Consider the following 26,723-nt stretch of genomic DNA (forward strand, 5'->3'; position numbering starts at 1 on the left):
TTTGTTTTTTATGACTGATCGATCATTGGAAAGTTCCCCTATCAAGGCATAGCTGGCAAACTTAGCCAGAATTCAACAGTTGAATTGAGAACCTGCTCAAATCCCGATTTACGGTTCAGCCGTTGTTTTCCTTACGCTTCAGAGGTTTGATTACGGCAACAGGCATGCCAATATTGGACTATCAAACGATCAGGTACTGGCGGGGAGGACTGGCCAGCCATACTGATCACCATCAGGGAACTGTGTGAATGTCACCGATTATAGAACTTATAGAGACCTCAACCCCTTACCTGACCTTTGTGCTGACCATCGTTGGCTTGATTGTCGGTAGTTTTCTCAATGTGGTGATCCACCGGTTACCAATAATGATGGAAAGGCAGTGGCAGCAGCAGAGTGAAGCTATTTTACACCCGGAAAAGATACCGGATCCTCTGCCTGCTTTTAACCTTGTCGTGCCTGCATCTACCTGTCCTTCCTGTCAGCATAAAATCCGTGCCTGGGAGAATATTCCAGTGATCAGCTATCTGTTCCTGAGAGGTAAATGCTCAGCCTGCCAGACCCCGATTTCATTGCGCTATCCGGCCATCGAGATACTCAGCGCCCTTATGACGGTAATGATTGGCCTGACCTACGGCGTGACATTACAGACACTGGTCTTCTGTCTGTTCGGCTGGTCACTGCTGACCCTGACCATGATCGACTACGATACCCAGCTACTGCCTGACGATATTACTCTGCCACTGCTCTGGGCAGGCCTGATCGTCAACAGCTTTGGACTGGTGGTAAGCCTTGAACAGGCGCTGTGGGGAGCCATTGCCGGTTATCTGTCCCTGTGGAGTGTTTACTGGGTATTCAAACTGGTGACCGGCAAGGAAGGCATGGGCTACGGTGACTTTAAACTGCTGGCGGCGCTGGGGGCCTGGCTGGGCTGGATGAAGCTGCCCCTGATCATCCTGCTCTCATCACTGGTTGGCACTGTTGCAGCGATACTGTTGATCGTCAGTAAACGCCAGGAACGATCCAACCCGATTCCCTTTGGTCCTTATCTGGCCATTGCCGGCTTTGTTGCTCTGGTCTGGGGCGATCAACTGATTGCGGCTTATCTGAGCTTTTCGGGTTTGAACGGATGACCACTGTAAAATCACAGCAGCCCCGAGCTCAACAAAAGCGCCCATTTACGGTTGGAGTCACCGGCGGTATTGGCAGTGGCAAAACGGCAGTGACCGACTTTTTTGCCAACAAGGGAATTTGCATTGTTGATGCGGATATCGCTTCCCGCGTGGTGGTAGAGCCGGGAAAACCGGCTTTGGCTGACATTGAACGGCGCTATGGCCGGGAGATTTTGCTCGATGGCAGTCTTGACCGTAGAAAGCTGAGAACCATCATCTTTGCTGATGCTGATGAACGAAAATGGCTGGAAGGTCTGCTACACCCCCTGATACGGGATCAGATAATCCTTGAGCTGACCCATGCTGAATCACGTTATGCCGTACTGGTTTCGCCGTTGATGCTGGAAACCAGTCAGCATGAATTGGTGGACCGTGTGCTGGTCGTGGATGTGCCAGAGAGTGTTCAGCTATCCCGCACCATGGCCCGTGACCAGATGACAGAGGATCAGACCCGGCAGATTCTCAGTAGCCAGATGGAACGGCAACAGAGAGTTGGCAGAGCCGATGATATCGTTGATAACAGTGGCTCTATAAGCCAGTTGCACCGGTCATTGGATAAACTGCATCATTATTACCTGAGCCTCGCTTGAGGCTCAGGTGCTTCGTTAAACACCCGGTCTCCAGCCATTAGTTATCGGATAGCGACGATCCCGGCCAAACCCTCTTGGCGTAATTCTGACCCCAATAGCTGACTGGCGACGTTTGTACTCATTGATATCCACCAGCCTCAGAACACGATAAACCATATCCCGGTCAAACCCTTCTTTCACGATGGATTCGGCACTTTGATCCTGTTCAATATAGAGTTCAAGAATGCGATCCAGCTCATCATAGGGCGGCAGGCTGTCTTCATCCACCTGATCCGGGGCAAGTTCAGCGGAGGGCGGACGGTCTATCACTCGCTGGGGAATCACATAGCCCCGGGTATTGCGATATTCGGACAGTTTAAACACCAGTGTTTTCGGTACATCTTTCAGAACATCAAAACCACCGGCCATATCGCCGTAGAGCGTGCAGTATCCCACTGCCATTTCACTTTTATTACCGGTAGTCAGTACCAGGTAACCCTTCTTATTGGAGATCGCCATCAGCATGACACCCCGGCACCGGGATTGCAGGTTTTCTTCGGTGGTATCCCGACCATAACCGGCAAACTCGGTATTCAGGGTGTTCATAAAGGCATCAAACATCGGTTCAATCGGCAGCACCTTATAGTCAATACCCAGAATTTTCGCCTCTTCTGCCGCATCCTCAAGGCTCATATCGGAGGTGTAACGATAGGGCATCATGACCGCCTGAACCCGATCTCTACCCAGGGCATCGGTAGCTACTGCCAGAGTCAGGGCAGAGTCAATGCCTCCGGACAACCCCAGAACGATGCCCTTAAAACCATTCTTATTGACATAATCCCTGACACCAGTCACCAGGGCATCATAAACCCTTGAGCAAACGTCGGGGATTTCAGCAACCTCTCCCTGTTCAAACGTCATAGAGCCTTTATCAAAGGCAACGCAGAACAACTCTTCGGTAAACCAGGTTGCCCCAACAGCCACTTCACCATTACCGTTCATGGCAAAGGAGCCCCCGTCAAACACCAGCTCATCCTGACCACCCACCAGGTTGGTATAAAGGACAGGAAGGCCCGACTCCAGACAGCGCTCACGAACCACCTGCTGACGCAGTGACTGCTTGTTCATATGGAAGGGTGACGCATTGAGACTGATAATGAGGTCTGCTCCGGCTTCTTTAGCCCGGCGAACCGGCCCCTGGTACCAGAGGTCTTCGCAAATCAACAGAGCAATGTTGACACCTTTGCAGGCATAAATAACCGTGTTCTGACCTTTCACAAAATAGCGTTTTTCATCAAAAACCTGGTAATTGGGCAGATGCTGTTTTCCGTAGCGGGCGACAATCTCACCATCACGCAGCACCAGCGCCTGGTTTTCCAGACCATGTGGCCCCATCAGCGGGACACCGATAATCAAGTCAATACCCTTAACCACCCTGAGTCGGTTCAGCGCCTGTTCTACCCGTACAATGAGACTGGGCCGCAACAGCAGGTCTTCTGGCGGATAACCACAGAGGGTCAGCTCCGGAAAGACAACAACATCCGCATCCAGCTGATCCCGGGCCTGCTCGGCAGCCTCAATGACACGGGACGTGTTCCCGTCAATGTCGCCCACCACCAGATTCAGCTGGGCCATGACCATATTGAGCTTTGCTGACATGGAAATACCTGTCTATCCCTTGTTTAAACACATCTATCAGGGGCGGTATTGTCTGGTAAGTAATGGTGTCTGTAAATTGAAATACCCAATGAAGGGGATAAACCCATAAATCCAGGTGCTGAGAAACAGCCTCGAATCATGGGAGGGTGGGAAACAGCCATTAAAAGATGCAGGATGGCAGGGCGGTGTTACCCATCCGCCCCGAAGTCAAAATCCATGCGCTCTGAAGGGGGTTGCATATAGCTGCCCTGAATAAAATCGGCGCCATACTGCCAGACGGGGGTCATTTCTTCCGCTGTTTCAATCCCGGGCACAATCACTTTACGGCCACTTTGACTGAGATCCTGGATCATCTTTTGTAACTCCTGGGCATTTCCACCACTGCTGAGGTCTTCTGTGAAGGATTGGTCAAGCTTTACCAGGTCAATATCAAGATGAGCAATCCCCTCCAGTGGGTTAAGGCTGCAACCGAATTCACTGATCACTGTCTGGCATCCCATCGCTTTCAGAGTGCTGAAAAAATCCGGTATCTCTTCTGAGTAACGGGCCAGGTTCTGTTCACTCAATTCAATGGCAACAGCATCCGCAGGAATGCCCGCCGTTTTCAGAGCCGCCTTCATCCATGGGATAAATGTATCATCCGTTGCAGAACAACCACCGACATGCAGCAACAGCCGGGTATCACTCCCTTCTTTTCTTTTGGCTATCAATGCTTTACTGGCTTCAATCAGTTGCCACCGGTCCAGCTTGTTCCACAAACTGATTTTTTCCAGTTTGGGCCTGAATTCTGAAGCCTCATGTTCCTTTCCTTCCGGGTCGGTCAGGACAAAAGAGACTTCGTAATACTCAGATGGCGATCCTGCAAGGCAGATAACAGGTTGATAACTCAACCTGAATGTTTTGTTCTTTATCGCCTGGCCGACCATGCCTGCCAGCTGCTTTTCAACGGAATGAACCGAGCTGACTTTACGCTTCTGGTAAAAGCACAGTTGGTTGCCACCCTGCTTTTGTGCCAACACGGTGGCCTGACGACTTTGACCAGTCAATGTTTCAGCATCGCTGGCGGTATCGCTGAGAATAACAGCACCTATTGACAGCTTGACCGGTAACGGATGTTGATCAATGACAATATCCTCACCGGTAACGGCCGCCAGCAAACTTTCCATCAGTTCGGTAACGTCCTGTTCTTCCCCTTCCCGAAGCAGAGCGGCAAAGTTTGCCCCTCCCCGGCTGGATACATGATGCGTGGCGTCAAGATGTGACGTTATCTTATGTGCAACCGATTTAAACAGCTTCTGGCTAACCTCTTTCCCATGCTGTTCATGGGCGGCTTTCAGAGTTTCCAGATGGAGATAACATAGTGTTGACTTTCCTTTGCCTTCTACCGCTCTCTGGATAGCAATATCCAATGCCTGATCAAACAGTTTTCGGTCAAATAGCCCCGTTTCGGCGTCCGGCGCTGACTTTTCCAGGGTTTTATCTACTTCGTCCTGCTCACCTTCTTTCTCGCAGGGCTTAATCTGCAGACTGAGAGTGAACTCACCATTAAATGACGTCGGTGAGATCACTATGGACACAGGCACTTCTGAGCCATTGTGAGCGACTAAAGGACATTGAATGGCCGCCAGTGCCTGACCGCTTTCTTCAATGCCCATGAGAAACGCTTCAACGTCCTGCTGATCTTTGGTAATGATCAAATCCCTGAACAACTTTCCATCCAGAGACTCCTCTTCCGCCAGCCCCAGCAGGTTGATAAATGCCGTGTTAGCAAACCGGATGTGTCCATAATTAATGTATACAACCGGATCAACCTGGTCATCGAGCAATAATTGACGCTGCTTTTCTGATTCATGCAAGGCGACGCTCATGCGTCGATGGTGTCGCCTGACCTTCAGGTCTTCGAACTCCTTCCGGGCAACCGTCAAAAGATATTCGTCATGCCCCGGTGGAATCACTGCACGGGCACCCATTTGTATAAGCGACAGCTCATCGGTTTCATCATCCGGGTTTATCAGGACGATACCCGGCAAATCAATGCCTTTCTGATTAATATCATCAAAGATTCGGGAATAAGTTAATGGCTCGGGAGGCTCTGCCATCAACAGTAGATCCCAGTGCTGCTGTCCGGACGTGGCTTCAGTGAGATCATCCAAAGAGTTGATCTGTTTTGCCCGAGTGGAATAACCAGACTCACGGAAAACATTCAGGAGCGATTCTGCTTCCCTGGTTGATGAGTCAATGATTAAAAAGCGAATTAAGTCTTTGTCGCCCAATGCCATGGTTATGCTTTCCCTGTTGAACTTAGAAAGCTATCGGCGGTTACCTGATGAATTATATAGCGCAAAGATCATCGTCAGGGGCTGTTGACGTTTCAAACTACGCGAGCAGGTAATAGAGCAAGGCGGAGAGCCTGTAATACCAGGAAGAAAGAATTCAGTCATTGGCAATGGCGACATGGACTGGCATTTATTCAAGGACAGACAGGGAGCACGTTTATGAAATATCCGGGCTGATATGGTTTCAATGTGTTTGACGGGGGTTGTCGTGCCTCCGCACTCCGTTCGTCCTGAGCCTGTCGAAGGGCGGAAACTCCGGACTCTGGTAGATCGCGCCAAACACCCTTCGACTTCGCTCAGGGTGAACGGAGATTGTACACGTCAAACTCATTGAAACCATGTACTAACTCCCTGGTAATGTATCAACGAAGATAATCCCCATAGTCTGGCTTGAACTGGCTCCGTTCCCATTCAGCGTAGCTATGCTGTCTAACTCATAAACACGGCCGATGAATTTAGCAATGTCAAATCCGGGGGGAGGAAGGGTATTAGAAACATACCTGAGTGTAACCCTCTGACATATTCCAACTGCATTATTACACCCACCCGGATTAACAATAGGAGACAGAGTTTCCTGCTTCGCGGTGAAGGCGTTACGGAAGTGTACGGGATTGGCATCCAGGTAGGAAAATTGGCTTTCCAACTCATTGAAGGCAACCTGATATACCTCAATGGTTCGCTGTTCATTGCCTACTGTTACTTCTTCCAGCAATGCTGTTTCCATAACCATAAGACCGGAAAACGTCATAACAAGCAAGACAATCATAACGATTAATAAAAAAGAACCCGTCTGCTTGCGTTGCTCTGAACCGCTTACCATAATGACAGCCCGTATTAATGTGGTCTTCAAATGGTGCTATCGACTGATCATTCTGCCACATAATATGCATCAGGCTTTTCATCAGTGAAATTCCAAACGGGTTATTGCAAATCATCTGCCTGCTGACATCTTGCTAACATCACCGCCAGTGGCTTTGAGGTGTTCGAGCTCCGCGGCTGTCCAAAGTCATATTGCCATCTTCTGCCTGCAAACCCTGGGCAACAGCGGTTAACTGCACGCAGCGCTCCAGAGGGTCTGAACCACACTGAGCGGCCTGTATCTGGTAAGTACCACTTTCAGACTCTACAGGGCTTGTGGTGTCAAACCCTAAATCGGCCAGATTGGCAGTGTATCTCAACATCTCAGTGTAGTACCGTTCCTGCTGCTGCATGACATTCAACAGCATGGCAGCACCCTCACCTCTTTTTGATTCGGTGACATATTGACGATAGCTGGGCAGCATAATGCTTGCCAAAATACCAATAATGGCCACAACAATCATCAGTTCAATCAAGGTGAAACCTTTATTAACCTTATTCATCGGTTCTCTCTCCGGAACTCTCGGACAGCCTCCTAGAATCCAGCATTATTCAAACGAATGGCTGTGCTGTACATGTACCTTGGCGTCTGATCATCCATTGTCAAACTCCCACTATCGAGCAGGTTATAGGTTCTGGACCTTCTATCAAAAACACGTGACTCCTTTCCAGCACTGACCAGCACGCCAACACGAATGCCTAAAACCTGTCGCCAGTCTGCCACCCCTGAGGCTGTCACATACTGATTAATACTTGACTCCCCCGCCGGGGCAATCCCATAAAGTGCCTGCAATCGCTCCACACCCTGAACCAGTGCCTGGGCATTCCCCCGTGGAGTTCCCGTTAATGGATCATAACCACGGCAAAACAGGGTGCTGATGTGATCGTTTGCATGGTCCGGGGCTACAAAATAGACGTCTGCTGTCAATGCCCCCGGGACAACGGTTGCACCTGTACAGTCCTGAAGTTGACCATTGTCACGATTTGGTACGGGCTCATATTGAATGGCCACTCTATCACTGTTGGTACCACCACCTTCAATCGTACAGGTCGCCCCCCCTTCACATCTTCCCAGGTAGAAAGGTTGTATTGAGCCTGCTCCGATCTCGGATCTGAAGCCGGCTCTACGAAACTCAGTGCTCATGATATAGAGACTATGACGTCCGTTTTCCTGGGCTGTGGCAATAAACTCATTCACACTGGCGGAGCGACTATTGTTCACCATTAACTGTAAAGCACTGCCTGCGACTATCAGACCCATAAGAAAGGCCAGCATCATTTCTACAATGCTGAACCCCTTTTGATGATGAATTATGTTGGGCATTGTTCAATTCCTGACGTACCTGAATTCAACCTGCTGACGATCCCCAATAACACCTTTTTCCGTTCCCCTTGTGGCCCAGGAAATCAGGACCCTGACTTTATCCGTCGGCAAACAGGAGCCATCACAGCTGATGTCGATTCTCGGTTCGATCACGATATTGGCACTGCTGCACATCAAACCATGAATATCAAACGCTGCCATTTGATCAGCATTACATGTGGTACCAATACAACGGGGAGGAGAAGCCTGGCAGTAGGAGCCCAAATTGGCGGAGGCGTTTGATGATTCTCTCTGATATGCAGAGTTTGCCAGCCCGGCCGGGTTTAGCCTCATTACCTCAGCAGCGGCATTCACCATCCATACGGCCTGGGATCTCTGGATAGCGTCATGATTCGCTCGAATGGCCTGACTCTGCATACCAGTAACCGCGATTACGCCCCCTGCAAAAATCAGCACACCGACCATGACTTCAACAATACCGATCCCTTTTTGCCGCAAAGACCCGGGCTGTCTTCCTGTCTTGTGAAAAGCCGCAACCGAAAGGGAACCTGGTTCAGCATTTACGGGGCTGGCATGGGCAGGATTGATATGGTTGGTCATAAACAATTCACACCCTCACGCTTGCGAATCAACCCTGATCCTGAAATATTCACCAGTCGCTGAAACACTGGTCTTTTTGGCACCGAACATAACGTGAACCCACCCTGATGAACTGCGCTCCCCCTGGGTCTGAAACTGAGCACCTCAGCATTGCTGTGCCACAGAATTTCAACCGGGCTGCTGACCGGGTTATACACCCGAATAACCTCTTCACCCCAGTCAACATAGTTGTTGCCATTGCGGTTAACGAAAACAATCCAGCCATCTGCCCAGTTCACCCCGGGCTGACAGCCACTGCCAGTTGTAGAGCGACAGACGCTGACGGTTTCAGCACGCTTGATCGCTTCGCTTCTGGCCAGAACCGCACTGGCATATAGCCGCTGATTCACATAATCAAGCTTGAACCCTTCAGCAACCTGCCCGATGGGAATCACCAGATTGACCATGATGGCGATCAGGACAATCGTGATCATCATCTCTACAAGCGTGAAGCCACGATTGTATTTATGGTTTAACGATGTTTGAAGAAATAACAAACCCACCTACTTCCCTGTCGAGGACGCCTTTCTTTAAATCTAGGTGTGTGAGTTAAACCGACGTTCAGAAGTCGATAGACGGTACAAAAACAAGGATAAAAACTGGAAGTCGTCCGTTTATTTCCAGCACGCTTCCGGGGTCAGAACCCCTAAATGATCCACAGTAAACTGTGTACAACCTGAGTCCGTAGCCTGGACACCATTGCCCAGCGCAGTGGCTGTCAGGGTAAATGAGGAGTTGTCGGCTTCAACGCTCAGGGTGTAATAACCCTCGGGAGAACTGCTTCCACCGAGCATATCCATAGAGTCTGTATAGGTATGGTTAACGGAGTACCAGCGCTCCTGGGCAGCCATAGCGCCGGTCAGGGCGGCCCAGGCATCGCTGCGTCGAACTTCATACATATACTGGCTGTAGGAGGGATAGACGATACCTGCCAGAAGACCAATTATGGCGACAACAATAATCAGCTCGGGTAATGAAAACCCCTTTTCATGACTATTTGTCACTGGTTTATCTGTATTCATATCAATCAATCCATGGAATGCTGAAAATCTGCCACCAGCTCTGCCGTCCTTCCGAGCTGAAACTGTAATCAAGGTTTCTTGCAGTAATACTGCCACCGGCCCCCTGGGTCACCGCAGTCAGTTTCCCTCCTTCCCCCTGATGGGCCACCGGTGAAGAAGCATAACCGATCCCCAGACTCACCTTATTCAGGGAACGCTCCAGCTCCAGAGTATCCACAGGTACACTGCCCAGGACGGCATCAGGCGATGCGGTACCGGTCAGGTAATGCACAGCATAAAGTGAGCTTGTACCATCAATGGAACAACTGTCCGCAGGTGGACGGTATTCAGTAAACAGGATTTGGGAGAACAACCTGGCAGCGCTGTTCACACTTCGCCCGGCTGGGCCAGAGCCATCAACACTGAGAGGCAGCGTCCACCCCCCCTGCTCAGCGACCACCGCCTGTAAGGTACCGAAACTGTTGATGGTTCGGGAGCCTACCGTAAATGGCGTATAGGAGGAGTCTGACTTCTGCACGACATCACCATTGGTAAATACAACCACATCCCCCACATTGACCAGATTACTCTGGCTGACGGATGCATAGGTAAACTGCCTGGAGCTGTTCAACGGTTCCTGAACACCGTAGAAATAGTTGGCCTCAGTACTGCGATTGTCACCATTGGTCAGCAGCCGACCTGTTCCGGAGTATACCCAGAAGCTGTTGTCATCAGTCACGGTCATGGGGGGTGCCGTAATCGGCTGTCCGGCATCCATCAACACATTCAGGCTGGAGTTTTCCAGTGCTGATGTCAGCCTCAGCCTCATCAGTTTTCCACTCAAACCGATACTTCCTGTCTCAACCGTGCCAAAGTAAACGGCATCATCCTGGTAATCCCGGTCCCAGTCTTCAGCCACCATATCGCCTGCATAAGCCGTGGAATAGGAGGTCACAAGGGGATCAAAACCGGCAACAAAATTCTTGTTATTCAGATCATAAGCAAATACGCGAAGATTCTGATCCGACGTTCCCTGCTCCAGGGCTGATCTCAGGGCAGTAGACCCGCTGCCTGCTGGCCCGGAGCCAAACACCAGGTACCATACGTTTTGTACCGGATTACTCCAATCGGTCTCGCCATTAACATCCGTACCAGCTTTCCGCCGTTTAACCAGCGCAGGCTGTGAGGTAGTAAAACCCAGATCAGCATGGGTAATTTCAGCCAGCAACGCCGGGGGCTGCTCGGGATCAGTGATATCCAACACCACCCAGGCAGAGCGCATGGTACGACTTTCACTGTCGATGGTGACATCAATATTGCCCCCTCCCAGTCTCATACCCACCACCAGAACCGTTCCCCAGCCACCAGGATGAGTGCTGTCATCAGCGAAGATATTGGCATCGAAGACCATCGGTTCCGAATCCATGTAATAAACATGGGGGTAATCGGTCTCAGTGAGCCAGCGAAGGTGAGGTAACAGATTCATTGGTGCGTAACTCCAAAGCTCTGAACCCAGCGGATGCTGTACCTCACCATGACTGGCTGTGCGCTCATAGCGGTAGGAACTCTCTTCCCAGAACCCGCCATTAAAGGCATGAATCAAACCATCGTTGGCTCCGACGTAGAGCACATGCCGCCGATTCAGGTATTGATTGCGGAAGGTTCGATAGCTGCTGTCGTTGTAATAGGCGTCGTAACGACTATCGGGTGCTGCCACCAGTCTGGGTGTTGAGTGAACGATATCCCCAAGGCGCCAGACTTCATCAATACCATCTTCATCAAAATCGATGGTACGGGAACGGGTGCCAGCCTGCTCTTCTCCCCGAACATAGTTAACGACAGTAGCGACTTCACTGGCAGAAACGCCCAGATACCCTTCATGTCCAGTAAAGGTTGAAGACATAAACGGCAGCTGTTCGTCATCATCCACCTGCTGATTATTATTGATATCCAGCCAGGTCAGCATATATCGGCCACCGGAGGCGAGCGCATCATAGGTTCTCTGATTGGTCAGATTACTCAATAAGGCCAGCTGTTCCCGCGCATCCCAGATCGTCTCAAGTGAAGCGAGTGATTTCAGCGGGCCATCGGCTACCCTGGTGACACCAAAATCGTCAGAGGTGTAACGTTGAACCATTGTCTGTCCGGCATTCGGATCAAAAAACAGTTCAACGATTTTATCTGAGCGGTAGTCATCCAGTTGGGCATTCCCGTTGCCATCTTCCCGGATATAGCCTTTGCTATCGATAAACAGTGAATGGAGAATACCGCCCCAGGTCACCGACTTGCCATTGATATCCAGGCTTGGCTGAAACAGTGCCTGATAGATAGCGCCAGTGCCTGTAGAGCTATTGGCAAACAGCGCCGCATTCGTTGCCGAAGAGACCCGACTGGAAATATCCTCCAGTACCTGCCCCAACTGACTGGCAAGCAAGGCTGGATTTCTGGCGAAAAAATAGTTATCCGGCAAGCCATCCGAGCCCAGGGCTCCCGTCACATTATTTCTATTGTCCCACTCACGGTGATCATCGCTATCAGGGCTGCCATCCCCATCAGCATCATGGTTGGGACTGCCATCGCCATCAAGATCGATAAAACCACCGTATTTTGCCGCAAGAAACAGCGGTTTGGGCAACACGCCAGCAGCCGCTCCGGAAGCGGTAAAATCAGTAACATTAAATGCGGTTGTTCCCTTGAAGGCATAATCAGTTTGCAGTCCATCACTCCCCGAACTCCCGGTGACGGTATAAGAGAAGCGCATATTCAAACCGGCAAATACGCCATCAACCTGCACAGCCACCCTGACTTCATTGGCATTAAACCCGGTTGTCTTCAGCGTGCTGTCTGTGGTTTGGTTGCATTGATTGCCAACACAGAACTTGATTCTGGAAGAAGCGTCATAGTCGTAGTCATTTCCCCAGAGCGAATCCTCCCAGGTAAAGAGAAGAGCCCCCTCAACCACCTGCCCGGTCCCGTTCAGTATCAGTTTCTCAACCACTACATCGATCAGCGTGCAATCACTGCCACTGCCGGAAAAATTACCGCTACCACTGCCAAAATTTGCACTGGTCTGGCAAACCGGCTGAAAAGTAAAAAGCCTGCCATCCACATTCAACGTAAAGCTGGGCATGGTTTCGGCCAGCTCTATGGCATAGGTTTTCACTCTCTGATTACCATCAAGATCTGTTCGCAGGTCTGTCGTGTTGCCATGAAAAGCCAGTCCGGACACTTGATAGCCACCTTCCAGTTGAGGGATTTCCGGACACAGGCCCACAGCATCGGAAAGACCAGACAGATACTTAGCAGTACATTGACGTGTACTACCGGTCCCCCCCACCAGATATTGACCGGCAAAACTGCCGCCGTACTCATGATCCCCGACTTCATCCGTTTTACTATTAACAGAGCTGGTGCCCGTCATTCCCGGAAGATCAGAGCTACTGGACAGCTGATCAGTATCGAATGAGTTCAATCCCGTGGATAAAACAATGATCGAGCAGTTGGCACAGGCATTATCTGTTGACATTGGATTCGCCCAGCTCTCTCTGGACAGATTACTGACGAAGGCTCTGTCATTGGTGGTGTCGAAGCTAGTGGTAGCCGTAGTTTCTCCGGCAAAGTAACGAAGTGCTTCCAGATACAGTTCCGCCAGAGGGTTCCCCCACATACTGCAATGACTTGAAGAGTAGGTGCCTCTGCTGGATTTAAACGCCGAGACAGAAATGCCGTAGCTATTACAATCTGTATATTTGTTTTGGGAAAAACTGTACTTCGCCAGCCTGAATTGATTGATGTTATGAATAATCCCTTCAACACTGGTAAAACGTCCGGAAGAAAGCTCTATTTCATCATCAGAACTCTGAGCGTTTCCGGCAATTTTGCTGATATTTCGTCGCAATACGCCACCGAAAATATTTTTATCATAAGAGCCACTGATTAAGCCAAAGCGAATATCCCCTGACTCACCATACTGCTGAAGCAAGCCTGTGGGTTTGCTCTTGCCGGTGCTGTACAGCTTACAGCGGTCGGTATTTGCGGCATCTTTACCGGTTACACAGGCGTTAATATAAACATCGTTTGTCGTTAATCTGTAACTGGTAGAAGGACTGTTCTGTGCGCCCCACTGGCACTGCTTTACTTCTGTAGAAGCCCATCGCGGCCAGGCCCTCCTGGCAACCCTGACTTCAGGCGTGCCATTTTCAGAACCGGCAACATTACAGAGACTGATCTCACTGTTGTTATAGGGCGTAAAATTCCCGGTGGGAATGCCTGAATCACTGCTCCTGTAAATTTTGACAAACGCATGCACATCCCTGGGGATATAAGCCCGTTCCAGTATCGTTTGATTATCGGTATCCGTGGATCGCTTTCCACCAAAAAGCACCGTTCTGAGGATGTCCATCCGTGTCATGGTGGCCCAGTTCAGAAAGTTACCACTCCAGGGAGCCTGAGAGGTGGTGCAATAGTGCCCGTGATCACCGGTGGCTTTGGCTACCGGCGAATAGCGTCCGGAAGCGTATTGATAGCACCAGCCACTGTCGAAATACCCTAGATAGTCAAAACTGTCCACATAGCTGGTATCCAGTCGTCCATCCGAATTAAGGTCCGTATAATCGCTATACGCTTTTTTAAAAAGTTCATGGTCAACGGACATCACCAGCATAACCAGCGGCTCCGAAGTGTTACTGATCAAGGGGGGCGTTGCTGCATAATCACTGGAAACCGCTTCAGCATTGGCCCGAAAAGACAACAGCACCAGCAGCCCGAACAACACGACCTGCCTGAAAGTAACACCATGTGAGGTATATCGATCCATGATCACCTCCACTTCCCTGTTAATATTCCCTAACTCAACATCAATTGCTTTTTTTATACGACGATTGAAGCATTACCTGCGAATCGCCGGACCCCCCCCTAGCCAGGGCGGTAATCCGATAGAACCTGGCCCAGTCCCCACGGTTGGCCGGATCTGGTAAAGGCCCTGATGCCTCTTTGGCGATATAGCAGCGAAACTCAATAATGTATTTGGCCTGGGCTGATATACCGTTGATGGTAACTGTCGTCACTCTGTGCCGATCGCTCGCACTCCACAAGGTGCCCGTTAACCAGGGCTCGGAAACACCCGGGTCACAGCTGCCAATATCGTCAATATCGCTTCCGGCAAAACAGTACCCATTGTCACAATTCACGCCAAAGCTGGATAAGGCCAGCTCATTGTCGGCAATAAAATTTTCTGCCTCTTTTAACGCCGCCTCTGCCGCATAAAATGCCATCTGCTGATCCTGATAATTACCACTCATCTTTTCTTCAAGCGTTGCCATTTTTACAGCAGTCAAACCAGTAACCGTCATAACCAGCAACATCACCAGGCTGACCAGCAATATACTTCCTCTCTCACCTGTTTCCGGATGCAATAAACGGCTTCTCCAGAAAAACTCAATATGTTGTCTGATGCCTGAGGCAGTTAAAATGATTCCCATCACAGCCCCCGGTTCCTGAGCTTAATGGTTTTCATAAAGCTCCGGCGAACGTATAGGTCATCAGGCAGCACTCGCTGGCCAGCAAAGAAATAGGCCTGAGCTTCCGGAGCCACTTCAGTGAAACTCCGAACCAGCAGTTCAAGCTTGACTGTAATAATCTGCCGCCACTCATCGCTGTAAGGTGTTATTTCACCGGCTGTCATATACCGGTTGGCAACCCCGTCATTATCACTGTCCAGCCCATAATGAATACTCAGCCTTTCAATGCCTTCAACCAGCGCTTCTGTATTGATGCTATTGCCACTGGCGTACTCACCCGCCAGTTTCCGGTACAGTGTCGGTACGTTATTGCTTTCCCTCAGATAGAAGGCATAAGACTGCAAAGGTGCCAGTCGTGATCCCTGGTGACTGATATTGCCGGAACCAACAGTACTGCCATGACAACTGAAGTTACCCTGTAACTGACTGATACAGTTGTAAAGGCTGCTACTGCCAGCTGCCGGATGCGTCACCACACTATTGGTTGTTGCAGCCCCTGCCCGGAAAATGGAAACCTGCCCACAGTCTGATGAAATCAGCGCCAGAAGATCACCTTCATCATGGCTACGGCTTTGTGCCAGTTTTGCCGAAGCAGTGCCAGTATTATGGCCACTGACCAGGGTGGACTGATTGCTATCAACACTGTGGATAATAATGGCTTCAGAGATAGCATTGCTGTCCAGCTGTTGCTCAACACTGTTACCGGCAGGAATGCCCAGAACGCCTTTATCAAAATGCATCATCCACTGACGATTATCATTGTTGGAATAGACTAAATTGGCCAGCTTTGCCTGGGCAGGACAGCCGGTATATCCCGCAGTACTGATACTTTGCCCCAGAATATCCAGGGCCAGCCGAGCATTTTCCTGAACCCGTGCCAGCTCATCCTGCAATACCCACGATCGGCTGGATGCCAGCACCAGATGGCCAACCCCGGTAAAAAGAACCAGACCAAGGACAAGGGCAATCATCATTTCAACCAGAGAGAATCCTTTCTCAATCCGCTTCATAGTACCCCCCTTAATACCACATCACTCAGGGGGACCCTGCTGCCCATATCTGGGAAACTGAGACGAATGATATACGTTCGAACACCCTCACTGTCCTGGTAGCTAATTGAGCCCTTACTCCCCGGAATCTGGCAGGTCAGCTGAAACTTCCATTGCTGAATATCGTAGGCTGCCATCTCCTGAGGAGTACAGCTTCCAGCCTCACAACTGTTGGGGTAGCCGCTGTCAATGCATTGGCTGTATTCAAGATCATTCAAACCTGCCTGATAACTGTTACCGCTTCTGGCCAGGCTGTTGTTGGCCTGAATACGATCCAGCATATCCGTCGCTAAAAAGGTAGCCTGTGATTGCACATAGGCTGACTGGTTATACTGCAAACTGCTGCTATGTACTCCTGCCATACCCAGAATGCCGATCGTGATCACCAGCAGGCTGATCAATACTTCAATCAACCCTGCGCCCCGGTTCTTTTTCTCAGGGCTTTTGCCATCACTATGAACATCCTTCAGCCGCATGCGCCCCGCTCCTCCGTCCGGAGACGGCCTGTCATGCTGATGATAATTGCTTTGGCATCACTGTTACTGTCCTGGTCACAAACCTGAAAAGTGCCTGCCTGCCTGGTCTGGCCACGGCTATTGAAGCGAAGGCTGTAACCACGATTCCACAGGATTGAGATAAGCTCTGACTGCCCTGTAACACGACGAATCACCTGATCACTGTCGTTCAACAGGCCATCATCACGTTCATCCGTAAAAATAAGCCAGCCGTGATGCCAGCCAGCGTTACTTTCATCACAGGTCAGATCATCCACAGTGCTGCACAATGAAACGGTTCGTTGTCGCTTGACAGCCTCAGATCTGGCCAGCATCAAACTGCCATACAGTTCATCTGCCACATTATCGATCCGGTTATTGACGATAAGGGTTTTCATGCTCGGTGCAGACGCTGCGATCAAAATAGCCGCAATGGACAAAGAAACCAGCAACTCAATCAGAGAAACCCCCATTACTTTCGAAGGGTTAAACCATTGATGGGGAGGATGACCGGGCAAAAAACAGCAATTGCTCTCATACCTTGTATGAGAGCTGGCAGAATGATGTGCTGAAAAACAATGCTCAACCTTGTACTTCATTGCCCAATCCCTGACACTCAGTCTCACCCAATATTTTGCTACCTGGTCACCAAAAGTTGTCACCAGGAGGATGTCAGGTGATAAAAAGCCGCCTTTGTCACTCCATTATTAAGCTTGCAGATATAAAGTGGTTACGTTTATCTTATTAATGGCTTTTTCCTTTGACCAATGGTTCACTGTGACACCAAAAGCCCCATAAGCCCTGCTGGAAACCGGAAGTGTCATTTTATTAAGCCAAACAGCTCATCGCGTTTGATTACCACTGATCGAATATATTAGAAAACTGATCTGGAAATATAAGTGGATAAAGTATATTCGGCATCTATTCTTGTAGTCTCACCCATTGTTTGCAGGTGTTAACTATGAGAATAACTGGAAACATCTTTATAAGGTTCACTTTTATTTTCCTGGTTTTATTCTCTATGTATTCTTATGCTGAATCTGAAGCATTAGAGAAACAAATGGTACCAGAAGGGGATTACACATTTTCCAATAAGTTGGGTATGAGTAGACATCGACTGGAAGCCATGCAACAGATTCTTGATTCTCAGTCCCAGGCCAGTTTGGAACCTTATCTGAAGACGGGTGGTCATTTCCTGGAGGTAGGTCCGGGCCTGGGGTCAATGAGTCAATTCCTCGCGGAATCTACAGGAGAGAACGGAAAAGTCATCGCACTGGATATTGATGATCACTTTCTTGATGAAGTGGCGGCAATTGCCCCTCAGATTGAAGTTATTCATGAAGACATCACCAGTTACGATCCCGGTGCCAACAAGTTTGACCTGGTTTTTATCCGACTCGTGGTCATGCATCTGACCCATAATGACAATTATGAACTCATCGCCAAACTGGCCAGATCACTGAAGCCGGGGGGGTATCTGGTCATTGAGGACTTTGTTGATGCTGGAAATTTAAACCGGTTCCGCCAGCTTGCCAAAATCAATACGAAGCTTCCCGATTATGTGGTGAATGTATATCGCAGAATGTCAAAACATGTTGACTTTGATCAGGGATATCTGCTCGCAGATATGATGACTAAGGCCGGCCTGATTAATGTAGATGCAGAAATATCGTATAAACGGGTTCAGGGTGGTGATAATGCTTTTGGTCGCTTTATGTACCTTTCTTTCAGCCAAGTCGAACCGTACCTGGAGGAAATACCGGAGCATGACACATTATTTCCTTTAATTCAGGCTACATGGATGAACCCGGATGTGCATTGGTATGACCATGCAAGGGTTATTTCCGTTGGTCAAAAAAGCCCGGAATGACCTGAGATTCCCGGGGACAAAAGCACTTAGTTTTATGAGTGATTATGGTGGCCTGTGACCTCCAATCGCCGTATGTGCTTTTGCACGCGGCGAGTATACACGTCACTGATCCATTTTTTCAGGATTGGCTGACTCCAGATTCGGTTCTCTTTCTGCGTTAATCATGATAGGCCCTCGTGTCTCTTGGAATAAAGAAAAAGGCTAATCAGAAACCGCTTTCAAACGCAGCTCTTTAGGCATGGTAAAGACAATATTCTCTTCTTTACCAGCCAACTCTTCCGGTAATTCTGCACCCAGTTCTTTTAACCGCGTGATAACGCCCTGAACCAGAATATCCGGTGCCGAAGCGCCTGCTGTGATACCAATGGATGCTTTGTCAACCAGCCATCCCGGTTTGACATCGTCGGCATTATCCACCAGATGTGCTTCAGCGCCCGAGCGCTCGGCCAGTTCACGCAGTCGGTTGGAGTTTGAGCTGTTCACTGAGCCGACCACCAACACCAGGTCACACTGTCCCGCCAGAATTTTTACCGCATCCTGCCGGTTCTGCGTGGCATAGCAAATATCGTCTTTCCTTGGTCCGTGTATCTCAGGGAACTTGAGACGCAGGGCTTCAATCACTTTGGCAGTGTCATCCATGGAAAGGGTTGTCTGGGTGACATAGGCCAGTCTGGCAGGATCTGCTACCTCAAGAGCACGAACATCGTCTTCGTTCTCAACCAGATACATAGCACCACCGTTTCGTGAGTCGTACTGCCCCATGGTGCCTTCCACTTCAGGGTGCCCATGGTGACCAATCAGTACACACTCCATGCCATCCCGGGAATAGCGCACCACTTCCATGTGAACTTTTTTTACCAGCGGGCAGGAGGCATCAAACACTTTCAGGCCCCGACGTTGCGCCTCATCCTCTACAGCCCGAGAAACACCGTGGGCACTGAAAATAACGATGACGTCATCCGGTACCTGATCCAGCTCATCGACAAAGATTGCCCCACGCTCTTTCAGGTTTTCCACCACAAACTTGTTGTGGACCACCTCATGACGGACATAAATAGGAGGACCGAAAACATCAAGCGCCCGGTTGACGATCTCAATGGCACGGTCCACACCTGCACAAAAGCCACGGGGATTAGCCAGTTTGATTTTCATAGGGGAGTCACCAACCTTTTCTGTCACTGCTTTATGGCTCTGGTTATCGCTCAAGGCGTCTCTACATCCAGAATCTGTACCTCAAAGGTCAGGTGCCGACCTGCCAGAGGGTGATTGAAGTCAACTTCAACCATTTCATCATCAAAATTTCTGACCACGCCGGGAAGCTCACTGTTGGCCGCGTCAGAAAAGGACATCACCAGCCCTTCCTCCAGCTCAACCCCACTGGCAAAACTGCCCCTGGGGATACGCTGGAGATTATTGGGATTCGGCATACCAAACGCTTTTTCCGGAGGAATCCGGGACACCCGGTCTTCACCTGACGCCAGGCCATACAGCGTTTCTTCAAATCCTTCCGGGAGATTACCATCACCGATGATCAGGGATGCCGGTTTCTCCGCTGGTGTGCTGTCCACCACACTCCCATCATCCAGCTTCAGGGAAAAATGCAGAGTGACCTTGCTGCCTTCCTCAATTACTGCTGACACCGTGACTCGCTCCTGCTCTTCTATTTATCGTTGCTGCTACTTTCCACCGAAGGATTACTCCGGAACATATCCAGAATCAACATGGCGGCCCCCACCGTAATGGCTGTATCCGCCAGATTGAATGCCGGAAAATACCAGTTTTTGTAGTAAAACAACAGAAAGTCGGTGACATGCCCATGCAACAACCGATCAATCAAATTCCCCAACGCACCGCCCAGTATTAATGACAGAGAGCAGGCCTGCCAGTTTTCTCCTGAGCGAAGCTGCTTCAACCACCCCACCAGCATGATGCTGACAATAATAGCGACACCACTGAGAAACCAGCGCTGCCAACCGGACGCATCACTGAGAAAACTGAAAGCAGCCCCGGTATTGTAAGCAAGGGTCAGGGAAAAGAAGGGCAATACCGGTAATTGCTGGTAAAGGGAAAACTCCTCAATAACCCACCATTTTACCAGTTGGTCAAAGCCGAACACGATGGCACTGAGCCAGAGCCAGTGAAGCTTTCCTGAAGTATTACTCTGCATGGCCGGTTCCTGCTAAAAAGTCCATATTATTCAGTGAGTCCTGTCAATACTAAGTGTCTTGAACCGCCGGGGGATAGTGCGAATTACCGAAATCCATAAGAATTTAACAAGTTACAACACCCCAGCGTTGAACAACAGGTCATAAAGTAGACTACTGTCCAAAAAAATACCCGGTGCTGACCGGGTATTTTTTATGGCAAAAACGAAAATCAGGCAAATTGCCGCTGTTCGCCACTGCCTTCTACGTTTGCAACACAGCGGCCGCAAAGCTCCGGATGTTCGGCAATGGTGCCAACATCTTCACGGCGATGCCAGCAACGCTCGCACTTCTTGTGTCCGGCCTTCTCAACCAGCACTTTGAGTCCTGCCAGTTCAGTTGCCGCAGCATCACCCGCATCAGCCAGAGGCTTAACGGTAGCTGCAGAGGTAATCAGCACAAACCGCAACTCATTACCCAGACGGTTCAGTTTTTCTGTCAGCGCCTCATCGGCAAACAGAGTCACTTCCGCTTCCAGAGAGCCACCGATGGTTCCAGCCACACGGGCATCTTCGAGGGCTTTGTTCACTGCCGTCTTCACGTCCAGAATCGTATTCCAGAACTCACGGCCAAGTTCATCACCTTCCAGACTGTTCAGCCCCTCGTACCAGGTTTCCAGGAAAACCGATGCACCACGCTGCCCGGGCATCGCTTCCCAGATTTCGTCGGCGGTAAAGCTGGTGATGGGTGCCATCCAGCGGACAAAGGCCTCGATGATACGGTACATCGCCGTTTGACAGCTGCGACGGGCCAGACTGTCCTGTGCAGTGGTGTACTGACGGTCCTTGATGATATCCAGATAGAAACCACCCAGATCCAGTGAGCAGAAATTGTGAACTTTCTGGTAGACCGAAAGGAAGTTGTAGCTGTTGTACGCATCCACCACTTCATTTTGCAGTCTCAGGGTACGATCCACAGCCCACTTATCCAGTGACAGCATATCCTCCCAGGCAACCGCATCGGTTTCTGGGTTGAAACCGGTCAGGTTGGACAACAGGAAGCGTGCGGTATTACGAATACGACGATAGCTGTCTGCCGTGCGCTTGAGGATATCATCAGAAACGGTCATTTCTGAGGTGTAGTCTGTGGCAGAGACCCAGAGACGCAGAATATCCGCCCCCAGAGACTTGAAGACCTTCTGGGGAGCAATCACATTACCCAGCGACTTGGACATCTTCCGGCCATTGGCATCCACGGTAAAGCCATGGGTCAGCAGGCCTTTGTAGGGCGGCACGCCATGCATGGCAATACTGGTTTTCAGGGACGACTGGAACCAGCCACGGTGCTGGTCAGAACCCTCCAGATAGAGGTCTGCGGGGAATTGCAGCCCATCACGTCGCTCGATCACCGAATAGTGAGTAACACCGGAATCAAACCAGACATCCAGCGTATCGGTCACTTTCACATAGTGCTCAGCATCTTCAGCGCAAAGCATATCCGCAGGTTCCAGATCAAACCAGGCGTCCATCCCCTCCTGTTCAACTTTCAGTGCGACTTGTTCAATCAGTGCCTGAGTTTCCGGATGCAGCTCTTCGGTCTCTTTGTGGATAAACAGCGCAATCGGCACACCCCAGGTACGCTGACGGGAGATACACCAGTCCGGGCTCTGGCCCAGCATGGCTTCCATCCGGTTACGGCCCCACTCAGGGGTAAACACGACACCTTTCAGGGAATCCATGGCGGTATCCAGCAGGTGTTCTTTGGTCATGCTGATAAACCACTGGGGCGTGGCACGGAAAATCAGTGGTGTTTTGGTACGCCAGCAGTGAGGGTAGCTGTGCGTCAATTTCTCCTGAGCCAGCAGTCGGCCTTTCTCAACCAGAACCTCAACCACTTTCGGGTCAACCTTGTAAACGTGCTCACCGGCAAACAGTTCTACGTTGGCACGGTAATAACCACTGTCGTCCAGATAGTTCAGGGTACCGATGCCGTATTGACGCCCCACATTAAAGTCATCAACACCGTGGTCAGGTGCCGTATGAACATTACCGGTACCTGCGTCAATGGTGACGTGGTCACCCAGTATCAGCGGCAGTTCCCGGTCATAGAATGGATGGGCAACTTTCTTGTGTTCAAACGCTGCGCCCTTTGCCCGGGCAATGATCGTGCAGTCTTCAATGCCATAACGCTGCATGGCACTGGCCACCAGGGCTTCAGCCAGAACCAGACGGGCAGGTTCACCATTCACCTGGCACTGCACCAGGGCGTAATCCAGATCGCCGCCCATGCTGACCGCCTGGGAGGATGGCAGAGTCCATGGTGTTGTCGTCCAGATAACGACGGCTACCTCACCTTCACCCTGCCCTTTTGGGGATTCAAAAGTAAACGCACTTAATAGATCAGCTTCATCAAGCGCTGCATAACGCACGTCAATCTGGGTAGAGGTTTTATCCTGATACTCAACTTCTGCTTCCGCCAGGGCAGAGCCACCGACAACACTCCAGTAAACCGGCTTATAGCCTTTAACCAGATGACCATTGGCAGCAATTTTGCCCAGAGAACGGATGATGTCAGCTTCAGTCTGGAAATTCATGGTCAGGTATGGCTTATCCCAGTCGCCAAACACCCCCATGCGCTTGAAGTCTTCACGCTGGCCATCCACCTGCTTGGCGGCGTATTCACGGCACTTTTTGCGGAAGGTTTTGAAATCCACTTTATCCCCGGCCTTGCCGAGCATACCTTCGACCTTATGCTCAATCGGCAGACCATGGCAATCCCAGCCGGGAACGTAAGGGGCATCATAGCCATCAAGTGTTTTGGCTTTAACGATAATATCCTTCAGGATCTTGTTAACGGCATGGCCGATGTGGATATCACCATTGGCATAGGGAGGGCCATCATGGAGAATAAACTTTTCCCGTCCCTGGCTGATCTTGCGAATTTCTTCGTAGAGATCCATGTCATACCAGCGCTTGAGCATTTGTGGCTCACGCTGGGCCAAGTTGCCGCGCATCGGAAAATCGGTCTGCGGCAAATTCAATGTATGCTTGTAGTCGGACATAGTTGTTTACCGGAACCTCTACGGACTATTCATCACAGCTATTTATTTAAAAAGCTTGCGGGTTATTTAAAAAAGCTTGCGGGCTGTTTCAATATCATTGGCAATCGCTGCCCGCAAGGCTTCAAGCGATTCAAATTTCTGTTCATCCCTGATCTTTTCAACAAACTCTACCCGCAGGGTCTGATCATACAGATCTCCCTTGAAGTCGAGCATGTGGACTTCAAGCAGCGGTTTAACGCCGGATACCGATGGCCTGACGCCCAGGTTGGCAACCGCATTAAAACGATGACCATCCACCAGTGTACGAACAGCAAACACACCCCGCAAAGGCAGACGTCGACGACATACCCTGATGTTCGCCGTAGGGAAGCCCAGGGTTCTGCCCAGCTGCTGCCCCTTTACTACCCGGCCAATCATGGTAAATGGTCTGCCCAGCATATGTTCCGCTTCGGCAAACTTATTTTCCGCCAGCGCATCACGAATGCGGGTACTGCTGATACGCCCCTGCTGCATCAATACGGTCTGGGTATCACAGACTTCAAAACCGTAGCGCTCACCCATCCGTTCCAGATGGGTAAAATCGCCTTTGCGGTCACAGCCGTAGCGAAAGTCGTCACCCACAATCAGGTAGCGAATATCCAAACCTTCAACCAGTGCCCGAAAGACAAAATCATCAGCACTGAGGCTGCGCAGCCGGTCATTAAACGGCAGACAGAGCACCTGGTCCACATGATTTTCCGCCAGCAGCGCCAGCTTCTCCCGCAGGCTGGACAGCCTCGCGGGTGCAGCATCCACCTGAAAATACTCTCTGGGCTGGGGCTCAAAGGTGATAACGCATACCCTGGCGTCCAACTCAAACGCCTGTTGTTTCAGGGCCTCAAGAATGGTTCTGTGGCCCACATGCACACCATCAAAATTACCGATGGTGGCCACGCATCTCTGATGTTCTGGCCTGATATTGTGCAACCCGCGGATCAACTGCATGGAGGGGCTCGGACTCCCTTACTTCCTGTATTCAACCATTGTTGAAAAAATGTTGACGATGAAGCCGGGCAGTATACCCCAGCAGGTTCCACGGGTCACTGAGCACGCAACGAAACGTCAACAGGCCCTAATGCCTGAATTGCCCCGGCCTGATACCACTGAGTAAAAGCACACCGATGTAAACCGCCAATCCGGACAGGACCAGCAGGCCAGTCTGGGATACTCGCTCCCATAGTGACCAGGCCAGCCATTGTTCAATATCTTTGGCCAGCCAGATCAGCGTTGCCGCCATCGCCAGGTTAGCAACCACCAGCCGGGCGAAATAAACCAGCCAGCCGCTGGCTGGCAGATAAACCCCGGACCGTTGCAAACCACGATACAGCAAGCCCGCATTCAGAAAAGCCGACAAAGTTGTGGCCAGTGCCAGCCCGGCATGTTCCAGGGGGAATACCAGAATCAGGTTAAACGCCATATTCGCAACCATCGCGATAATGGCAATTTTTACCGGCGTTTTGGTGTCCTGGCGGGCAAAATAACCGGGTGCCAGCACTTTGATCAACATAAAAGCAATCAAGCCAAGGGAGTAGGCCTGCAAACTCATGGCGGACATCAACACATCACGGTCCGTCATCTCGCCATAGTCAAACAGGGTTGCGATTAATGGCCCGGCCAGAATAAACAGCGCAACGGCCGCCGGTACACCAATCAGCAAAACCAGACGAATAGCCCAATCCAGTGTTCTGGAGAAATGCCCACCGTTTGCTTCTGCATGTCTGGTTGACAGGCTGGGCAGAATCACCGTGGCAATGGCGATACCAAACACGCCCAGTGGCAGCTCGGATAAACGGTCAGAGTAATACAGCCAGGAGACACTGCCGGTTTGCAGGAAAGAGGCCAGCACCGTATCCAGCAGCAGGTTGATCTGACTGACAGAAACCCCAAACAGCGCCGGCACCATCAGTGTCATGATTCTACGGCTGCCCTCATGCTGAACGCCCCATTTGGGCATGGGCAGAAGGCGAATCTGCAAAAGAAAGGGCATCTGCAGTAACAGCTGGGAAATGCCCGCAATCGCTACGCCCCAGGCCAGTGCCATCACCGGCTGATCAAAATAGGGTGTTAGCAGAAGTGTTGAACCAATCAAACTCAGATTCAGCAACACGGGAGTAAATGCCGGTACCGCAAAGCGTCCATAGGTATTCAGGATTGAGCCCGACAGAGCTGTTAGTGAAATCAACAGCAGGTAGGGAAAGGTGATCCGCAGCATGTCACCGGCAAGCGCCAGTTTTGCCGGTTCATTGATAAAGCCAGGCGCAAACAGCCGGATCAATATCGGAGCCGCCAGAACACCCACAACCGTCACCAGCAGCAATATCCCCGCCAGGGTTCCACTTACGCGACTGACCAGTTCGCGCACATCGTCAAAGCTTCGTTTAGAACGATATTCCGACAGCACCGGCACAAAAGCCTGAGAAAACGCCCCTTCAGCAAACAGGCGACGAAGAAAATTCGGGATTTTGAACGCCACAAAAAAGGCATCCGCTGAGGCTGTCGAACCAAAGTAGCCAGCAACCACCACATCCCTGGCCAGACCCAGTACCCGGGAAAGCATGGTCATTATCCCCACCACCAGGCTGGATCTCAGCAATCCGGATTTTTTCGGTTCAGGCTGATTGGCTGGCGGGCTGTTATCGGAATCACTCATGGTGCAATTGAATGTAAAAGCATAAGAATAAACAGCCAATCATATCCAAGGTAATTGCGATTGCCACATATATTGTGAAAATCGCCGGTTTTGCCCAAAAACAGTGTCACCTCCCGGACCGTCAAAAAACACCACAGTCCGGTAGATTTAAAGCCCTGCAGGCAGTATGCCGTATTGACAAGACCGGCCTGAGTCGGCATAGTTCGGCGGCTAAATAGCCTTGAGCCAGATACAGCCTTGAGCCAGGTATAGCCCTGAGCTGGATACAGCCCTGAGCTAAATGAAAGTGGGATATGGGCTGACAATGTCTTACCCGGGCCATTGCCAGTAACTGCGGCAAAC

Annotated in this window: 22 protein-coding genes; 3 read left to right on the forward strand and 19 right to left on the reverse strand. The window is 50.5% G+C overall.

Annotated elements, in window-relative coordinates; translation table 11 throughout:
• Window positions 1–248: 248 nt before the first annotated feature.
• Window positions 249–1,130 carry a prepilin peptidase gene (locus ACO6UX_RS08935; protein ID WP_422446829.1) on the forward strand — a complete coding sequence of 294 codons (882 nt, stop codon included), beginning with the start codon at window positions 249–251 and terminating at the stop codon, window positions 1,128–1,130.
• Window positions 1,127–1,759: a dephospho-CoA kinase gene (gene coaE, locus ACO6UX_RS08940; protein ID WP_422446831.1), complete on the forward strand. Its 633-nt coding sequence runs from the start codon at window positions 1,127–1,129 to the stop codon at window positions 1,757–1,759. The genes ACO6UX_RS08935 and coaE overlap by 4 nt, the downstream gene beginning before the upstream one ends.
• A gap of 15 nt (window positions 1,760–1,774) precedes the next feature.
• On the opposite strand, the gene ACO6UX_RS08945 is transcribed toward coaE, so the two are convergent.
• From ACO6UX_RS08945 to ACO6UX_RS09005, 13 genes are all read right to left on the reverse strand, one after another.
• Window positions 1,775–3,397, reverse strand: a complete 1,623-nt coding sequence (locus ACO6UX_RS08945) for an NAD+ synthase (RefSeq protein ID WP_422446833.1) — start codon at window positions 3,395–3,397, stop codon at window positions 1,775–1,777.
• Between the two features lie 188 nt (window positions 3,398–3,585).
• Window positions 3,586–5,676 carry an EAL domain-containing protein gene (locus tag ACO6UX_RS08950; RefSeq protein WP_422446835.1) on the reverse strand — a complete coding sequence of 697 codons (2,091 nt, stop codon included), beginning with the start codon at window positions 5,674–5,676 and terminating at the stop codon, window positions 3,586–3,588.
• Window positions 5,677–6,076: 400 nt separating this feature from the next.
• A complete protein-coding gene (locus ACO6UX_RS08955) occupies window positions 6,077–6,553 on the reverse strand; it encodes a pilus assembly PilX family protein (protein ID WP_422446837.1) in 477 nt (158 codons plus the stop codon).
• A gap of 139 nt (window positions 6,554–6,692) precedes the next feature.
• On the reverse strand, window positions 6,693–7,094 hold the full coding sequence (locus ACO6UX_RS08960; protein ID WP_422446839.1) for a type IV pilin protein: 402 nt from the start codon (window positions 7,092–7,094) through the stop codon (window positions 6,693–6,695).
• A 32-nt stretch (window positions 7,095–7,126) separates the two neighbouring features.
• The gene (locus ACO6UX_RS08965) at window positions 7,127–7,915 is read right to left on the reverse strand and encodes a PilW family protein (protein ID WP_422446841.1); all 789 of its coding nucleotides are present in this window, start codon (window positions 7,913–7,915) and stop codon (window positions 7,127–7,129) included.
• 3 nt (window positions 7,916–7,918) lie between these two features.
• On the reverse strand, window positions 7,919–8,515 hold the full coding sequence (pilV, locus tag ACO6UX_RS08970) for a type IV pilus modification protein PilV (protein WP_422446843.1): 597 nt from the start codon (window positions 8,513–8,515) through the stop codon (window positions 7,919–7,921).
• Window positions 8,512–9,051 carry a GspH/FimT family pseudopilin gene (locus tag ACO6UX_RS08975; RefSeq protein WP_422446845.1) on the reverse strand — a complete coding sequence of 180 codons (540 nt, stop codon included), beginning with the start codon at window positions 9,049–9,051 and terminating at the stop codon, window positions 8,512–8,514. Before ACO6UX_RS08975 ends, pilV (ACO6UX_RS08970) begins: the two co-directional genes overlap by 4 nt.
• Before the next feature lie 117 nt (window positions 9,052–9,168).
• Window positions 9,169–9,576, reverse strand: a complete 408-nt coding sequence (locus tag ACO6UX_RS08980; protein ID WP_422446847.1) for a type IV pilin protein — start codon at window positions 9,574–9,576, stop codon at window positions 9,169–9,171.
• Window position 9,577: 1 nt separating this feature from the next.
• Window positions 9,578–14,371 carry a pilus assembly protein gene (locus ACO6UX_RS08985; protein ID WP_422446849.1) on the reverse strand — a complete coding sequence of 1,598 codons (4,794 nt, stop codon included), beginning with the start codon at window positions 14,369–14,371 and terminating at the stop codon, window positions 9,578–9,580.
• A gap of 40 nt (window positions 14,372–14,411) precedes the next feature.
• Window positions 14,412–15,035: a pilus assembly PilX family protein gene (locus ACO6UX_RS08990; protein ID WP_422447921.1), complete on the reverse strand. Its 624-nt coding sequence runs from the start codon at window positions 15,033–15,035 to the stop codon at window positions 14,412–14,414.
• Window positions 15,035–16,084, reverse strand: coding sequence for a PilW family protein (locus tag ACO6UX_RS08995; RefSeq protein ID WP_422446851.1), 1,050 nt, complete (start codon window positions 16,082–16,084; stop codon window positions 15,035–15,037). The genes ACO6UX_RS08990 and ACO6UX_RS08995 overlap by 1 nt, the downstream gene beginning before the upstream one ends.
• Window positions 16,081–16,599, reverse strand: coding sequence for a type IV pilus modification protein PilV (gene pilV / locus ACO6UX_RS09000; RefSeq protein ID WP_422446853.1), 519 nt, complete (start codon window positions 16,597–16,599; stop codon window positions 16,081–16,083). The genes ACO6UX_RS08995 and pilV (ACO6UX_RS09000) overlap by 4 nt, the downstream gene beginning before the upstream one ends.
• Window positions 16,590–17,216 (reverse strand): GspH/FimT family pseudopilin, encoded by a 627-nt coding sequence (locus tag ACO6UX_RS09005; RefSeq protein ID WP_422446855.1) that lies wholly within the window; start codon window positions 17,214–17,216, stop codon window positions 16,590–16,592. The genes pilV (ACO6UX_RS09000) and ACO6UX_RS09005 overlap by 10 nt, the downstream gene beginning before the upstream one ends.
• 362 nt (window positions 17,217–17,578) lie before the next feature.
• Between ACO6UX_RS09005 and ACO6UX_RS09010 the strand changes: the two genes are divergently transcribed.
• Window positions 17,579–18,487, forward strand: coding sequence for a class I SAM-dependent methyltransferase (locus ACO6UX_RS09010; RefSeq protein ID WP_422447923.1), 909 nt, complete (start codon window positions 17,579–17,581; stop codon window positions 18,485–18,487).
• A 201-nt stretch (window positions 18,488–18,688) separates the two neighbouring features.
• Here ACO6UX_RS09010 and ispH read toward each other — a convergent pair whose 3' ends face one another.
• The 6 genes from ispH to murJ all read right to left on the reverse strand — a co-directional run bounded on the left by ispH (window position 18,689) and on the right by murJ (window position 26,381).
• The gene (gene ispH / locus ACO6UX_RS09015; RefSeq protein ID WP_422447925.1) at window positions 18,689–19,639 is read right to left on the reverse strand and encodes a 4-hydroxy-3-methylbut-2-enyl diphosphate reductase; all 951 of its coding nucleotides are present in this window, start codon (window positions 19,637–19,639) and stop codon (window positions 18,689–18,691) included.
• Between the two features lie 50 nt (window positions 19,640–19,689).
• On the reverse strand, window positions 19,690–20,127 hold the full coding sequence (gene fkpB, locus ACO6UX_RS09020; RefSeq protein WP_422446857.1) for an FKBP-type peptidyl-prolyl cis-trans isomerase: 438 nt from the start codon (window positions 20,125–20,127) through the stop codon (window positions 19,690–19,692).
• Window positions 20,128–20,147: 20 nt separating this feature from the next.
• On the reverse strand, window positions 20,148–20,654 hold the full coding sequence (gene lspA / locus ACO6UX_RS09025) for a signal peptidase II (protein ID WP_422446859.1): 507 nt from the start codon (window positions 20,652–20,654) through the stop codon (window positions 20,148–20,150).
• A gap of 209 nt (window positions 20,655–20,863) precedes the next feature.
• Window positions 20,864–23,692 (reverse strand): isoleucine--tRNA ligase, encoded by a 2,829-nt coding sequence (gene ileS, locus ACO6UX_RS09030; protein ID WP_422446861.1) that lies wholly within the window; start codon window positions 23,690–23,692, stop codon window positions 20,864–20,866.
• A 66-nt stretch (window positions 23,693–23,758) separates the two neighbouring features.
• Window positions 23,759–24,676 (reverse strand): bifunctional riboflavin kinase/FAD synthetase, encoded by a 918-nt coding sequence (gene ribF / locus ACO6UX_RS09035; RefSeq protein ID WP_422446863.1) that lies wholly within the window; start codon window positions 24,674–24,676, stop codon window positions 23,759–23,761.
• Window positions 24,677–24,803: 127 nt separating this feature from the next.
• Window positions 24,804–26,381: a murein biosynthesis integral membrane protein MurJ gene (gene murJ / locus ACO6UX_RS09040; protein ID WP_422446865.1), complete on the reverse strand. Its 1,578-nt coding sequence runs from the start codon at window positions 26,379–26,381 to the stop codon at window positions 24,804–24,806.
• Window positions 26,382–26,723 lie beyond the last annotated feature (342 nt).

This window comes from Endozoicomonas sp. ALB091 (genome assembly GCF_049310265.1).
In the GTDB taxonomy this organism is placed as follows: Bacteria; Pseudomonadota; Gammaproteobacteria; order Pseudomonadales; family Endozoicomonadaceae; genus Endozoicomonas.

What these genes read in the sequence shown, in the direction of transcription:
- ACO6UX_RS08935 (WP_422446829.1), top strand. Translation starts at nt 249, where the DNA reads ATGTCACCGATTATAGAACTTATAGAGACCTCAACCCCTTACCTGACC.
- coaE (WP_422446831.1), top strand. Translation starts at nt 1,127, where the DNA reads ATGACCACTGTAAAATCACAGCAGCCCCGAGCTCAACAAAAGCGCCCA.
- ACO6UX_RS08945 (WP_422446833.1), bottom strand. Translation starts at nt 3,397, where the DNA reads ATGTCAGCAAAGCTCAATATGGTCATGGCCCAGCTGAATCTGGTGGTG.
- ACO6UX_RS08950 (WP_422446835.1), bottom strand. Translation starts at nt 5,676, where the DNA reads ATGGCATTGGGCGACAAAGACTTAATTCGCTTTTTAATCATTGACTCA.
- ACO6UX_RS08955 (WP_422446837.1), bottom strand. Translation starts at nt 6,553, where the DNA reads ATGGTAAGCGGTTCAGAGCAACGCAAGCAGACGGGTTCTTTTTTATTA.
- ACO6UX_RS08960 (WP_422446839.1), bottom strand. Translation starts at nt 7,094, where the DNA reads ATGAATAAGGTTAATAAAGGTTTCACCTTGATTGAACTGATGATTGTT.
- ACO6UX_RS08965 (WP_422446841.1), bottom strand. Translation starts at nt 7,915, where the DNA reads ATGCCCAACATAATTCATCATCAAAAGGGGTTCAGCATTGTAGAAATG.
- pilV (WP_422446843.1), bottom strand. Translation starts at nt 8,515, where the DNA reads ATGACCAACCATATCAATCCTGCCCATGCCAGCCCCGTAAATGCTGAA.
- ACO6UX_RS08980 (WP_422446847.1), bottom strand. Translation starts at nt 9,576, where the DNA reads ATGAATACAGATAAACCAGTGACAAATAGTCATGAAAAGGGGTTTTCA.
- ACO6UX_RS08985 (WP_422446849.1), bottom strand. Translation starts at nt 14,371, where the DNA reads ATGGATCGATATACCTCACATGGTGTTACTTTCAGGCAGGTCGTGTTG.
- ACO6UX_RS08990 (WP_422447921.1), bottom strand. Translation starts at nt 15,035, where the DNA reads ATGGGAATCATTTTAACTGCCTCAGGCATCAGACAACATATTGAGTTT.
- ACO6UX_RS08995 (WP_422446851.1), bottom strand. Translation starts at nt 16,084, where the DNA reads ATGAAGCGGATTGAGAAAGGATTCTCTCTGGTTGAAATGATGATTGCC.
- pilV (WP_422446853.1), bottom strand. Translation starts at nt 16,599, where the DNA reads ATGCGGCTGAAGGATGTTCATAGTGATGGCAAAAGCCCTGAGAAAAAG.
- ACO6UX_RS09005 (WP_422446855.1), bottom strand. Translation starts at nt 17,216, where the DNA reads ATGAAGTACAAGGTTGAGCATTGTTTTTCAGCACATCATTCTGCCAGC.
- ACO6UX_RS09010 (WP_422447923.1), top strand. Translation starts at nt 17,579, where the DNA reads ATGAGAATAACTGGAAACATCTTTATAAGGTTCACTTTTATTTTCCTG.
- ispH (WP_422447925.1), bottom strand. Translation starts at nt 19,639, where the DNA reads ATGAAAATCAAACTGGCTAATCCCCGTGGCTTTTGTGCAGGTGTGGAC.
- lspA (WP_422446859.1), bottom strand. Translation starts at nt 20,654, where the DNA reads ATGCAGAGTAATACTTCAGGAAAGCTTCACTGGCTCTGGCTCAGTGCC.
- ileS (WP_422446861.1), bottom strand. Translation starts at nt 23,692, where the DNA reads ATGTCCGACTACAAGCATACATTGAATTTGCCGCAGACCGATTTTCCG.
- ribF (WP_422446863.1), bottom strand. Translation starts at nt 24,676, where the DNA reads ATGCAGTTGATCCGCGGGTTGCACAATATCAGGCCAGAACATCAGAGA.
- murJ (WP_422446865.1), bottom strand. Translation starts at nt 26,381, where the DNA reads ATGAGTGATTCCGATAACAGCCCGCCAGCCAATCAGCCTGAACCGAAA.